At 58.7% G+C, this 12,929-nt stretch carries 10 protein-coding genes; 8 read left to right on the top strand and 2 right to left on the bottom strand.

What is annotated here, in order from left to right; translation table 11 throughout:
• Positions 1 to 97: 97 nt before the first annotated feature.
• A complete protein-coding gene (locus tag HSW_RS16990; RefSeq protein ID WP_155833020.1) occupies positions 98 to 2,959 on the bottom strand; it encodes a putative LPS assembly protein LptD in 2,862 nt (953 codons plus the stop codon).
• A gap of 87 nt (positions 2,960 to 3,046) precedes the next feature.
• On the opposite strand from HSW_RS16990, the gene HSW_RS16985 reads away from it, so the two are divergent.
• From HSW_RS16985 to HSW_RS16950, 8 genes are all read left to right on the top strand, one after another.
• On the top strand, positions 3,047 to 3,853 hold the full coding sequence (locus HSW_RS16985) for an N-acetylmuramoyl-L-alanine amidase family protein (RefSeq protein WP_071883136.1): 807 nt from the start codon (positions 3,047 to 3,049) through the stop codon (positions 3,851 to 3,853).
• 66 nt (positions 3,854 to 3,919) lie between these two features.
• Positions 3,920 to 4,924, top strand: coding sequence for an MlaD family protein (locus HSW_RS16980; protein WP_052346554.1), 1,005 nt, complete (start codon positions 3,920 to 3,922; stop codon positions 4,922 to 4,924).
• Between the two features lie 223 nt (positions 4,925 to 5,147).
• Positions 5,148 to 6,776, top strand: a complete 1,629-nt coding sequence (locus tag HSW_RS16975; RefSeq protein ID WP_044002944.1) for an acyl-CoA carboxylase subunit beta — start codon at positions 5,148 to 5,150, stop codon at positions 6,774 to 6,776.
• Positions 6,776 to 7,297, top strand: coding sequence for a hypothetical protein (locus tag HSW_RS16970; RefSeq protein WP_044002943.1), 522 nt, complete (start codon positions 6,776 to 6,778; stop codon positions 7,295 to 7,297). Before HSW_RS16975 ends, HSW_RS16970 begins: the two co-directional genes overlap by 1 nt.
• 287 nt (positions 7,298 to 7,584) lie before the next feature.
• The gene (locus HSW_RS16965) at positions 7,585 to 8,481 is read left to right on the top strand and encodes a DUF5694 domain-containing protein (protein WP_155833019.1); all 897 of its coding nucleotides are present in this window, start codon (positions 7,585 to 7,587) and stop codon (positions 8,479 to 8,481) included.
• A 302-nt stretch (positions 8,482 to 8,783) separates the two neighbouring features.
• A complete protein-coding gene (locus HSW_RS16960) occupies positions 8,784 to 9,356 on the top strand; it encodes a DUF1572 domain-containing protein (RefSeq protein WP_044002940.1) in 573 nt (190 codons plus the stop codon).
• Between the two features lie 88 nt (positions 9,357 to 9,444).
• Positions 9,445 to 11,172 carry a ubiquinone-dependent pyruvate dehydrogenase gene (poxB, locus tag HSW_RS16955; RefSeq protein WP_044002938.1) on the top strand — a complete coding sequence of 576 codons (1,728 nt, stop codon included), beginning with the start codon at positions 9,445 to 9,447 and terminating at the stop codon, positions 11,170 to 11,172.
• A gap of 189 nt (positions 11,173 to 11,361) precedes the next feature.
• Positions 11,362 to 12,237 carry a transglutaminase-like domain-containing protein gene (locus HSW_RS16950; RefSeq protein ID WP_044002936.1) on the top strand — a complete coding sequence of 292 codons (876 nt, stop codon included), beginning with the start codon at positions 11,362 to 11,364 and terminating at the stop codon, positions 12,235 to 12,237.
• 67 nt (positions 12,238 to 12,304) lie between these two features.
• Here the strand turns inward: HSW_RS16950 and HSW_RS16945 are convergent, their stop codons facing one another.
• Positions 12,305 to 12,913: a redoxin domain-containing protein gene (locus HSW_RS16945; protein ID WP_052346553.1), complete on the bottom strand. Its 609-nt coding sequence runs from the start codon at positions 12,911 to 12,913 to the stop codon at positions 12,305 to 12,307.
• Positions 12,914 to 12,929: the final 16 nt, after the last annotated feature.

Genomic DNA, 12,929 nt, shown 5'->3' with positions numbered 1-12,929 from the left:
AAGTGCCTAATTTCTTCCAATCCGTCCTGCCTGTCGCTAATGTCCTGGGTAACGCTGTTCCTGACTACTGTTTGCCTGCGCTTCACAGGAGCAGCCGTTAGTAGTTCAGGAAGGTGCGGTTGCGGCTCAGCTTTAGGTCCTGAAGCAGGGCCGATTTGGCGGCAATGGTCACAAAATAGCCGCGGGTGGGGCCAAAAGGCCGCCAGTTGCCGTTGATCTGCCAGCAGTGCAGGTCTTTGGTAAAATCGAGGGTGGTAAAGGCGGGGGTCTTGTTGATGAAGTCGTAGTTGGTGCTGAACCCGAAACGCAGCGTTTCGGTGAGCTTTACCGAGCCATTGAGGTTGAGTGTGGCGGCCGTATACGCCGATTTGCGCGGGCGGCTGGGCAGTTCCGGCAGCGGGCCCTGGTTGGCGTAGGAGGCCGTGAAGCTGGTGCTCAACTCCCACGGAATGCTGAAATCCACGTAATCCTCATATGGGTTCAGCTGGCGGGGGGAGCCCAGCTGTGGGTCGTTCACCGGGGCCGCGTCACGGCGGATGGTGGATTTTTTCTGGCCTTGACTGGGATTGAACTGGTAGGACAGTGAAGCGTTGGCCGTGCTCAGGCGGGCCAGTTTAATTTTATCCTGCTGCCAGAGAAATCTATCAATGGCGAGGCCGGTAGAGTCGCGCTGGTAGAAGTCGAAGTTGCCGTTAATCGTAATCTGGAGCTTGCGCGCAACTTGCGTCCGGAACGTGGCCGACAATGGGGCCAGCCGAAAACTATCATTCTTCTCGAAGCTGTAGCCGGTGCTGAAATCCAACCCGTCAATCAGGCTCACTTTGTTGAATGGGGTAGCACCAGTGGTGTCGTTGGAGTTACGCACCTTCATTTCCACGGCGTTCTGCAGCGAGAAGCTGAGCTGTCGTACTTCGGTGGTAGTAGGTGCCCCGAACAGGAAGCCGTTGTAGCGGGGAAATAGGAAGCCTTCGTTGGTTCTATATGTCTGGCCCTCCTCATAGAGGCGGCCAGTGGTAGGGTCGCGCAGGCCAGCTACCTTAACCAACTGGAAGGCGGGGTCGTTTTTGCTGGTGCCGGGCGCATAATTGAAGTTCAGATTGGGCGTCACCTTATGGCGCAAAGCCTGAATCTTGTGGGTGCCTTTCCGCACGATGGTACCGTAGAAGTTGGTGCTAAGGCTCACGCCGCCCGATACGGTGTACAATCGGTTGAAACTGGCCGTAGTGTCCACGCGAACAGCCTTGGCAGTTTCACTAAAGGTATAGTCCAACCGCTTGAAATACCAGATTTCGTTGTAGGAAACGCTGGGGCTGATGTTAATGTGGGCGAAGTTGTAGCTGCCCAGCGTAATGCCGAAGTTGTGGCGCATCCCGGTCTGGGAGTTGCGCAGCAGCTTATCGATGTTATCCAGCTTCACGGGCATAACGAAGGCCGTGTTGGCTCCTCCAATCAATGGAATAGCGCCGCCGTTGATTTGCCGGGCCGGAATGGAGTTGGAGAGCTTGTTCTGGAAAGTCAGGTCGTAGGAGAAGGCCAGCTGCTCGTAGAACTTGCGTGGCTGCAGCCCCAGAATATCATACACGTACTGACGGGCCAACTGGGCCGTCACGTCGGGCAGGGTGAAGTCCATCGTGCCGGTCTGCGTGTTCTGGCTCTGGCTCAGGTTCACGCTGTAGTTGATGGGCGCGTTGCGCAGCTGCTTGGAGTAGCTGATGTTTGACTGGAACGCCGACGTAAGGTAGTTGCGGACGTTGTAGGAGTTCTGCCGGAAGTAGTTGTTGCTGCTCACGTTCACATTGGCCGAGAACCGGCCGCCGTTAGGGCGCGGCACCGGCGTGTGCGTCCACATGAGCGCAAACGTTTGGGAGGAGCGCGGAATATTGAAAGCGGGGTTGGTATTGGCGTCGGTGGTACCCAGCAGCCGCTCGGTGGGCTGGGAGCTGTAGTTGAACGTGAACAGGCCCTGATAGCGGTAGCGGGTGATGTACTGCATTTCTGCCGTGCCCCGCCAGCCCCCAAAATCTTCGGCGTTGCCGCTGTAAATATCACCCGTGAGGCGCACCCCAATGTGGTCGTTTGCGGCCCAGTAGTAGCCGCCGTTACGCAGGAAAAACCCCCGGTCGGCGGCCTGCCCGAAGGTGGGAATAATCAGGCCCGAGGCCCGCTTGTTGGATTTGGGACTCGGAAAATACCCGAACAGAAAGCCCAGCGGCGTAGGAATATCCCCGATAACCAAATTAAACGGGCCGGTTACCACGCTCTGGCCCGGTATCACCTTCATCTTGGAGGCGTTGATGAAGAAGTGCGGGTGCTCCAGGTTGCAGGTGGTGTAGCGGCCGTGCACCCCGAATAGCTCGTTATAGCTGTTCTTCTTGATGGTTTCGGCGTGGATGTAGCCTTCGCCTTGCTGGGTCACCACATCGGTAATGCGGCCCCGCTTGCTCTTGAGGTTATAGTCGATGCGGCCGGCCTGGTAGTTTTCGGCTCCCTGCTTGAACACCGGCCGGTCGCGCATGCGGCCGGTTGAGTCGGCGGCTCCTTCGGCCGTTACCAGGTTTTTGCTGTAGTCCACCGTGATGAGGGCGGCTTTCAGGTTCATTTCGCCGTACTCCACGTCGGCCTTGTCGTAGAGAATGGCGCGCTTGTTCTGCACCTCGAAGCGGATGGAATCCTGGGCCTTGTACTTTACGGTGGTTTCCACCGCGCCTTTGCGGCCCCCGGCTGCCACGCGCAGCGAGTCGGGCGAGCCGGAAACCAAGCCCGTTGTGTCGCGCACCGGCGCGACGGGAGCGGGTGGGTTGAGCACCTTAGGCGCGGGCCGCACATCGGCCGGTGCGTTGGTGGTGCGGGGGCGCTGCTGGGCGTGGGCGGGCATGAGCTGACCTAGGCTCAAAAATAAAATGAGCAGGCCGGAAAGCCGCCGCAGCGGCCGGAACGCACGCAATACAGGATGGAACACAGGCGCGGATGAGGCCACGTAGTTTTTATCGTTTATTTTGTGGCGGTTTGCAAAGGTAGCGGGTCGCTGCCCCAACTAACGAACACCGTGCGGAATATTGTCGCTCTGGGCACGGCGGCCCTGTTACTGTTCGCCGGCTTTTCAGTTCCCCGGGCTTCGGCCCCTACAGCCCAGCCGCCTGCGCGGTATCGGCTGCGTACGGTTGTGCTCGATGCGGGCCACGGCGGCAAGGACCGTGGGTGCGCGGGCGTGAAGGCCCGCGAGGCCGATGTGGCCCTGAAAATTATTCTGGCGCTGGGGCATCAGATTGAGGAGTCCATGCCCGACGTAAAGGTTGTATACACCCGCAAAACCGACGTGTTTGTGGAGCTGGCCGACCGGGCGGGCATCGCCAATAAAAACAACGCCGACCTATTCATCTCGGTGCATTGCAACGCCAGTGCGCCGGCTGCCAACGGCACCGAAGTCTGGACGATGGGGCCGCACAAAACCGACGCCAACCTCTCGGTGGCCAAGCGTGAAAACGCCGTAATTCTGCAGGAAGACAACTATCAGGAGCGCTACAACGGCTTCGACCCCACTTCTCCCCAGAGCCATATCCTGTTTTCGCTCTACCAAAGTGCCCACATGGTGAACAGCATCCGATTTGCCCAGAAGGTGGATCGGCAGCTGCGTACCACTGTTAACCGCCCCTCGCGCGGGGTAAAGCAGGCGGGTTTTCTGGTGCTCTGGAAATCCACGATGCCGGCCGTGCTCATCGAGTCGGGCTTCCTGACCAACCGGCAGGAGGAACTGTATCTGAACGATAAGGCTAATCAGTCGTATATGGCCTCAGGTATTTACCGAGCGTTCCGCGACTACAAGAATGAGCTGGAAGCAACCTCGGGTGAATAATCTCGTCAGAGGCGCAATCCGGTCTTCTGTCTTCCTGACTCTCCCTCCAACCAACCACTGACCCCCGTGTCGAAAGAAATTAAAGTGGCCCTGCTGGGCATCGTCGCTGTTGCCCTGCTTATTGTAGGTTTTCAGTTCCTGAAGGGGAGCAATATCCTGTCGTCGGACCGCACGTACTATGCCAAGTACGATAATGTGGACGGCCTGAACGTAGGCAATCCCGTCATTCTGAACGGAATTAAAGTAGGCCAGGTAAAGGAAATGACGCTGGTGCCCGAAGAAGGCAACCGAGTAAAAGTGGCCGTGGAGCTGCAGAAGGGCGTAACCGTAGGCGACTCCACGGTGGCCTCGCTCAGCGGCTCGCTGCTTGGCTCCAAAACCATTACCCTGTTTCTGGGTAAGGACAGCAAGGTGTACGACGGCGGCCAGGAGCTGAAATCCTACACTGTGGCCAGCATCACCGATGCCTTCCAGGCCAAGGCCCTGCCGGTGCTCGGTACCGTGGACTCCACGCTGATTAAGGTGAATGGTTTTCTGAACAAGGACGCCCGCGTGAGCCTTCAGGCCACGCTGCTCAACGCCCAGGGCAGCACCGAGGCCCTGAAAAACCTGCTGCTGATGAACCAGCGCAACATCAACCAGATTACCACCAACATGGCCCGCCTGACTTCGGAGCTGAATAAAACCAGCGCCAAGTTCGACCGGATTGCCACCAACTTTTCCACCCTCAGCGACTCGTTGAAGAATGCCCCCGTCGGCCCAGCCATGCGTAAGCTCAACGCTACCATGACGGAGGCACAAGGCACCATGACCACGCTCAACCGCTCCCTGTCGGACCAAAAAGGCTCGTTGGGCAAGCTGATGAACGACACTACGCTCTATAACAACCTCAACGCCACGGCTGCCAGCACTAACACGCTGCTCACCGACTTCCAGGCCAACCCCAAGCGCTACGTGCACTTCTCGGTATTCGGTGGCGGCAAGGACAAAGCCAAGAAAGAGGTAGAAACCACGACCGTGAAGCCCAACGGCACCACAACGGAAACCGAAACCAAAACGACCATCAAGTAGGTATCGGCCACAAACGGCAATCCTCTTACCTTTGAATCCGCCCCGTGAGGGGCGGATTTTTTGCTTCTACCCAATGGTGAATTTGTGAAGGTGTGAAATGGTGAGTTTGGCGTCCTGATGGCTTACGCGGCGCGAATGGCCCGGCATACGCTGCCGAAACGGCAAACTCACCATTTCACCATCTCACTATTTCACCGCTCCCACCCATTCCCACCCACCCCCAATGAACCTCGAATTCAACAAAAACGAAGACAGCATCAAGCAACTCAACTTTCAGCTGAAAAAGCGGCTGGAGAAAGTGGCCCTCGGCGGCGGCGAGAAGCGCATTGCCGCGCACAAGGCCAAAGGCAAGCTCACGGCCCGGGAGCGAATCGAGTACCTGCTCGACAAGGACTCGGAAACCGTGGAAATCGGGGCGTTTGCGGGGGAGGGTATGTACCAGGAGGAAGGCGGCTGCCCCGGTGGCGGCGTAGTAGTAGTCATTGGCTGGGTGCAGGGCCGGCAGTGCGTGGTAGTAGCCAACGACGCCACCGTGAAGGCCGGCGCCTGGTTCCCAATTACGGCCAAAAAAAACCTGCGGGCCCAGGAAATCAGCATCGAAAACAAGCTGCCCATCATTTATCTGGTGGATTCGGCGGGCGTGTACCTGCCGATGCAGGACGAAATTTTCCCCGATAAGGAGCACTTCGGCCGAATCTTCCGCAACAATGCCGTGATGAGCAGCATGGGCATTGTGCAGCTGGCCGCCATCATGGGCCCGTGCGTGGCCGGCGGGGCCTACCTGCCGATTATGAGCGACGAGGCCATGATTGTGGACGGCACCGGCTCGGTGTTCCTGGCGGGCTCCTACCTGGTGAAGTCAGCCATCGGCGAATCCATCGACAACGAGACGCTGGGCGGCGCTACCACGCACTCCGAAATTTCGGGCGTCACGGACTACAAGTTTGCCACCGACGAGGAGTGCCTGGAGCACATCCGCAACATCTTCGATAAGCTGGGCGGCCAGGCCACGGCCGGCTTCTCGCGCAAAACGCCCACCGCGCCCAAGGAAAACCCGGCCGAAATCCTGGGCCTGTTGCCCGCCGACCGCGCCAAGCCCTACGACATGATGGACATCATCAACCGGCTGGTCGATAACTCGGAGTTCGAGCCCTACAAGGACCTCTACGGTCAGACGCTACTCTGCGGCCTCGCCCGCATCGATGGCTGGGCCGTGGGCATCGTGGCCAACCAGCGCAAAATCGTGAAGACCAAGAAGGGCGCCATGCAGATGGGCGGCGTCATCTACTCCGATTCGGCCGACAAGGCGGCGCGCTTCATCATGAACTGCAACCAGAAGCGCATTCCGCTAGTGTTCCTGCACGACGTGTCGGGCTTCATGGTAGGCTCGCAGAGTGAGCACGGCGGCATCATCAAGGACGGCGCCAAGATGGTGAATGCCATGGCCAACTCCGTGGTGCCCAAGTTTTCGGTGGTCATTGGCAACAGCTACGGGGCCGGCAACTACGCCATGTGCGGCAAGGCCTACGACCCGCGCCTCATTGTGGCCTGGCCCACGGCCCAGCTGGCCGTGATGAGCGGAGCCGCCGCCGCCAACACGCTCCTCCAGATTCAGGTAGCCTCGCTCAAAGCCAAAGGCGAAGTCATCACGCCCGAAGCCGAGAAGGAGCTGCTGGACCGCATCAAAGCCCGCTACGACGAGCAGCTCTCGCCCTACTACGCCGCCGCCCGCCTTTGGGTGGATGCCATCATCGACCCGCTGGAAACCCGCAAAGTCATTTCCCAAGGCATCAGCATGGCCAACCATGCGCCCATTGAAAAGGCGTACAACGTGGGCGTGATTCAGGTGTAATGACGATTCTGCTGGAGGATGTGCCACAGTTTCGCTGGCAAACAGATTTGGGCCGATTGCTACCGGCAATTCGTCAGCAGGTTGAGGAATTGACTTGGGTTATTTCGAATCTGCAATGCTTGCACTTTGGGGGCTTAATCCCGAAAGTTGCTGCCTGGGAAGAGCAGATGGAGCACTATTACTCTTACACGGTAGTATCTGGTAAAACGCTTTATGACGCCATGGCTGACACAGATATGCAGGCGGTGTGGGGTGTTTTCTGCGGTGTAGCGGGCAGTGTGCCAGATCTATCAAAAGATGAAGTGCCCTACGCTGACGGAAATAGAGAGCTATGGACTGAGCCAGAGTCGTTTCAATTGGCAGCTTCTGAAATCGAAATAGTAGCCTTTGATAGCAGTTTTACACTGGTGAGGTTTCGGGATGAAAGCTTAAGCCGTCAATTCTTGGAGGCATTCCCTAGCGGCAGAATCGTGCAGAGCCCTGATGATATGTTAAAATCCTCTCAACCCTATCAACAGTAACTATGAAAACCTCTGCCCCTAGGCGGCTGCAACGGCGCAGGCAAAACCATCACTGCGTACGCGCTGCTGCCGCTGCTGTCAGGATGCCGGGAGTTCATGAATGCCGATGAAATTGTGCGGGGCCTCTCGCCGTTTCAGCCTGAAACAGTGAGCGTGAAGGGTTGCTTGCGGCGGTGTCATCTTGTATCAGTCGATGTTTATCTCGACTGATACACTTCCGCTTCGGACCGGTTCCGCTTCAGACCACTGCAAGCCCGAAATCCGCTGCGTCTCCTACCTTAGCCCGGATGAAAGCAATCCTATTATTATCCGTTCTGAGCCTGTTGGCCGTTTCCAGCCACGCCCAGGATCTGAAAAAAGCTGCCAAAGAGGTAGCTGCGGCCAAGCCCAAACCGCAGGTAGAAATTATGGTGCTGGGCAGCGCGCACTTTGGGCAGTCGAACTTCACGAGTGCGCCGACCGGAGATTTGCTGAGCGAGTCGCGGCAGCGTGAAATAGCCGATATCAACCGGCAGTTGCTCAGGTTCAAGCCCGACCTGATCATGATCGAAACCGCGCCCGAGGACCAGGCCAGTGTCGATAGTCTGTACGCGCTGTATAAATCTGGTGCGGTGCAGCTCAAGGATGTGCCATCCGGCCGGTCCGAGCGGTATCAGTTCGGCCACCAGTTGGCCAAGGCCCTCGGCCACCCGCGCATTTTCGGCGTCGACTGCTACGAGAGCGTATCCAACCGCATCCTCACGCACGGCGACAACATCGATGGCTTTCTGAAGGCCACAAATGACTTCTCGGAGTTGGGACGGGAGCCCCAGGCAAGCTTTCGGGAGCGTAACCTGCCGTTGAAAGACTTCCTGGTATTCCTCAACGACCCCGCCGTGCTCGACTTCACCTACCGCGTGATGTTTGTGAACCCCGCCCGGGTACAAAACGGTCGGTTTACCAACCCGCCCGCGGAGTACGTCGACACCGCTTACGTCAGCAAACGATACATCGGGGCCGAGTACATTTCGCTGTTTCTGGAGCGCGACCTGAAGGTATATTCGAACATTGTAACCATCCAGGCCCGCGAGCAGGGCCAACGGGTGCTGGTAATTATGGGCCAGCGCCACGCGGCCATACTGCCCAAAATTTTTGCTAATGATCCACTCTACAAAGTGGTGCCCCTGAGCAAATACCTGAAGTAGCCGGTTCATACAGCCCACCGCGGAAAGCAGCCCGCAGTGGGTAGAACGGATGCCAAGGTGCGCCCCTAAGCCGAAGGCCGTATTCAGGAGCCGGGCGAAAGCGTGATACCGTTCTATTGAGTAGTAAAGGGCACCACGACGACAGCCTTAGCCCGCGAAATTCCTCGGCACTGGCCTGATGCGCCACATGCTTGAAATGACGTTCTTTCTATCGGGTAGACAATGCAGGCTGTGCGAACGGTAAGTCAGATGCAAGCAGGCGTTTCTACATGGTGTTAAGTGCTAATCAGTGAACTCCCCGTATGGATACCGACTACCTCACCAGCGCCCGCAAGCAGTTTGAATACTACAAGCTGCTCGGCGACCAGACGTTTGCCCAGCTGCCCGACGAAGCCCTGTTCTGGCAGCCCAATGCCGAAAGCAACAGTGTAGCTACCATCGTAAAGCATCTGTGGGGCAATATGCTTTCCCGCTGGACCGATTTCCTGACCACCGACGGCGAGAAGCCCTGGCGGCAGCGCGAAGCCGAGTTCGACAACGACCTGAGTACGCGGGCCGAGGTGTTGGCGCACTGGGAAGCGGGGTGGAGCTGTTTGCTGGCCGCCCTCAACTCGCTCACGCCCGAGAACTGGGACCAGCCGGTATACATCCGTAACCAGGGGCACACCGTCACGGAGGCCATCAACCGGCAGCTGGCGCACTACCCGTACCACGTGGGGCAAATCGTGTTTATCGGGAAGCTGGTGCGGGCGGGGCAGTGGCAGTCATTGTCGATTCCGCGCGGCACCTCGGCTACCTACAACGCCGAGAAGTTTGCGCAGGAGCCGCACCGGGCGCATTTCACCGACGAGTATCTGGGCCGCAAACCTGAATAAGCCAGTCCTATAATCGGCAACTTGCGTTCGGTGGCCCGGCCCGTTCACGGAATCTGCCGTATAGCCTTCGGACCCAATTCTGAAGACTATGGCGAAGAAAACCGTCTCTGAAATACTGGTAGATACCCTGCTAGCCGCCGGCGTGACCCGCGTGTACGGCGTAGTGGGCGACTCGCTCAACGGCATCACCGAAGAAATTCGCAAGCGGGAAGGTATCGAATGGATACACGTTCGCAACGAGGAAGCCGGTGCGTTTGCGGCCGGCGCCGAGGCCCACCTCACGGGCGCGCTGGCCGTATGCGCTGGCAGCTGCGGCCCCGGCAACACCCACCTGCTCAACGGCCTCTACGACTGCCACCGCAGCCGCGTGCCGGTGCTGGCCCTGGCCGCCCAGATTCCGAGTGCGGAAATCGGCAGCCAGTATTTTCAGGAAACTCACCCCGAAAATACGTTCAAGGAGTGCAGCGCCTATTGTGAGCTGATTGCCCACCCCGACCAGGCCGTGCGCTGCATCGAAATCGGCATTCAGACGGCCCTCACGCAGCGCGGCGTGGCCGTGCTGGTGATTCCCGGCGATATCAGCCACGAAAAAACCGAAGCCCCGGAGCCGCGCCTGCCAGTGTTGCGCAACCGAGCCCGGCTGGTGCCTGATCTGGAGGAACTGCGCGCCGCCGCCGATTTGCTTAACACCTGCAGCCGCGTGACGATTATGGCCGGGGCCGGGTGCGCCGAGGCCCACGCCGAGCTGCTGCAAACTGCCGAAGCCCTAGGCGCGCCGGTGGTACACGCGCTACGCGGCAAGGAATATGTGGAGCCCAACAACCCCTACGACGTGGGCATGAGCGGCCTGCTGGGTTTTACTTCCGGTTACCACGCCCTCATGGACGCCGACGCGCTGCTCATGCTCGGCACCGACTTCCCGTACCAGCAGTTTCTGCCCCAGGAGGCCCGCACCGTGCAGATTGATCTGCGCGGCGAGCATATCGGGCGGCGGGCACGGGTGGAGGTGGGGCTGGTGGGCGATGTGGCGGCTACGTTGCAAGCTCTGCTGCCACTGCTCAACCACAAGCGCGACCGGGCGCATTTAGAGAAAGCCCAGCAAAACTACCGCGAAGCCCGCCAAGACCTCGACGACTTGGCCACCGGCGAGGCCGGCGACACCAGTCTGCACCCGCAGTACGTGGCGCGGCTACTGAACGAGCAGGCCGCCGAAGACGCCATTTTCACCTGCGACGTGGGCACGCCTACCATCTGGGCGGCGCGCTACCTGCGCTTCAACGGCCGGCGGCGGTTGATTGGCTCCTTCAACCACGGCAGTATGGCTAACGCCATGCCGCAGGCACTGGGTGCCCAGCTTACGTACCCCGGTCGGCAGGTAATTGCGCTGGCCGGCGACGGGGGCTTCGCCATGCTGATGGGAGAGCTGCTGACGCTCAAACAGCTGAAAACGCCGGTTAAAATCGTCATCTTCAACAACAACAGTTTGGGCTTTGTGGAGCTGGAAATGAAGGCGGCCGGCATTCTGGAATATGGCACCGAGCTGGAAAACCCCAACTTCGCGGCCCTGGCCGAAGCTGCCGGCGTGCGCGGTATCCGCGTTTCGGACCCCGCAGAACTGCCCGCCGCCATTGCCGCCATGCTGGCCCACCCCGGCCCCGTGGTTCTGGATGCCGTGGTGAAGCGGGCTGAGCTTTCCATGCCGCCCACCATCGAAGCGGCCCAGGTGAAAGGCTTCAGCCTCTATACCCTCAAGGCCATCATGAGCGGGCGCGGCGACGAAATCCTGGAGCTGGCCAAAACCAATCTGCTGCGGTAAAGCCAGGCGCTATCTGTGCTTGGGGCACGCAGTATACTCGGCTGAGGTGACGGTGTAAAACGACTACGACTGAACAAATCAGCCCCGTCTACCTGTTAAATCTCACTGGCCGGCTGCGGCACTCCCGCGCCGGATGTGTTTATTTGCCCTTTCTGACTCCTGCGGCTCCGGCCGCAGCCCCGCTGCTCCATGACTAACCGCGAAATCAAAGCCCTCATCTCCCTGCTCGACGATCCGGAAATTGCCCCGCAGATTCAGGAGAAAATCCAGACGCTGGGCGAAACTATCATTCCGTTTCTGGAAGAAAGCTGGGAAGAAACCCTGGACTCTCTGCAGCAGCAGCGGCTGGAAGACCTTATTCACCATCTGCAGTTTGAGGGCCTGAAACAACGGCTACGCGTGTGGCGCGACTCGGGCGGCGAAAATCTGCTGGAAGGTATGTGGCTGCTCAATAGCTACCAATATCCCGATGCAGATTTCCAGGTGCTGAACCGGGCCATTGAGCAGCTGCGGTTTGAAGTCTGGACGCTGCTGCAGCCCGAAATGCACCCCGCCGACCAAGTGCAGACGCTCAACCATGTGCTATTCCGGGCGCACAAATTCGCGGCCAACACCCAAAACTTCCACTCGCCGGCCAACTCCATGCTGCACCTGGTACTGGAAACTCGGCGCGGCAACCCGCTCACGTTATGCGTGATTTATCTGCTGGTGGCACAACGGCTCAAACTGCCGGTCTTCGGCGTAAATCTGCCCAACCTGTTCGTGCTTACTTACCGTATGGAGCCGCCGCTGGAGCCGTTCTACATTAACTGCTACAACCGTGGTCTGGTGCTTTCCCGTACCGATATTGAGCACTATATCGGGCAGCTCAACCTTACACCCAACGAAATTTTCTTCGAGCCTTGCTCGCACCTAGATATTGTACGGCGGGCCTTGCGCAACCTGCAGTTCAGCTTCGAGAAGATGCAGGAACCAGCCAAGGCTACCGAAGTAGCCCAACTGCTGGCTATCCTGACCGAGGAAATGCAAACTGATTCGGCTGATTCCGCCTCGGACGAAGAATAAACAACCGGATAACAGAAAAGGCCCCGACGCATATGCGTCGGGGCCTTTTCTGTATCTGTCAGGCTGCCTAAAACTTTTTGATCAGACAGCCGGCAGCACGTTTATCGGCTACACCAACGGGGCGACCGGCAAGTAGATTGTTAAGGGCCTGCTCCAGGTATTTTTCCTTCACGTAGGCCTCTACTTGCGGGTTATCATCGATGGCTCCCTTGTAGCGAACGGCAAAACCGTCGCCTGCGGGCTGCAATACCACTGCCTCGGGCGTTTTGGTGGCGCCCAGCAGGTTGCTGACTTTCTGGCCTTCATCGGTGAGCAGAGGCAGGTCGGCACCGGTGGCTTTTACCTTCAGCTTCTCGGCGTCACCGGTGTCGGCGCTGGCTTCCAGATTGATGGGCGCATTCACGAACAAAAACTGCACGCCTTTGGCCCCGTATTCCGCGCTCAGGGCTGAAAGCCGGTTCTGGTAGAGCTTGGAGAAGGCGCAGGTGGGGTTAATGAATACTACCACCACAGCTTTGCTGCCGGCATAGCTTTTTAGGGCCACCTCGGCATTGGAGGCATTTTTGAGGCTGAAATCCGCCACGGAGCGGCCGCCTTGGGCGCGGGCTGTGCCCACCGCTACCGTACATAACAGCAGCGCCACAGCGGCAACAATGGAAATTCGGCGGAAAGACATGGCAGAGGTGAAATGG

Origin of the sequence: Hymenobacter swuensis DY53, from assembly GCF_000576555.1 — a bacterium.
GTDB classification, from domain to species: domain Bacteria; phylum Bacteroidota; class Bacteroidia; order Cytophagales; family Hymenobacteraceae; genus Hymenobacter; species Hymenobacter swuensis.
The sequence above is the reverse complement of the archived record's forward strand: the minus strand, read 5'-3'. Positions and strand labels throughout refer to the sequence as shown.

Coding starts and splice junctions, on each gene's coding strand:
- HSW_RS16960 (WP_044002940.1), top strand. CDS start 8,784: ATGGATACCGACTACCTCACCAGCGCCCGCAAGCAGTTTGAATACTAC.
- HSW_RS16965 (WP_155833019.1), top strand. CDS start 7,585: ATGAAAGCAATCCTATTATTATCCGTTCTGAGCCTGTTGGCCGTTTCC.
- HSW_RS16945 (WP_052346553.1), bottom strand. CDS start 12,913: ATGTCTTTCCGCCGAATTTCCATTGTTGCCGCTGTGGCGCTGCTGTTA.
- poxB (WP_044002938.1), top strand. CDS start 9,445: ATGGCGAAGAAAACCGTCTCTGAAATACTGGTAGATACCCTGCTAGCC.
- HSW_RS16975 (WP_044002944.1), top strand. CDS start 5,148: ATGAACCTCGAATTCAACAAAAACGAAGACAGCATCAAGCAACTCAAC.
- HSW_RS16950 (WP_044002936.1), top strand. CDS start 11,362: ATGACTAACCGCGAAATCAAAGCCCTCATCTCCCTGCTCGACGATCCG.
- HSW_RS16970 (WP_044002943.1), top strand. CDS start 6,776: ATGACGATTCTGCTGGAGGATGTGCCACAGTTTCGCTGGCAAACAGAT.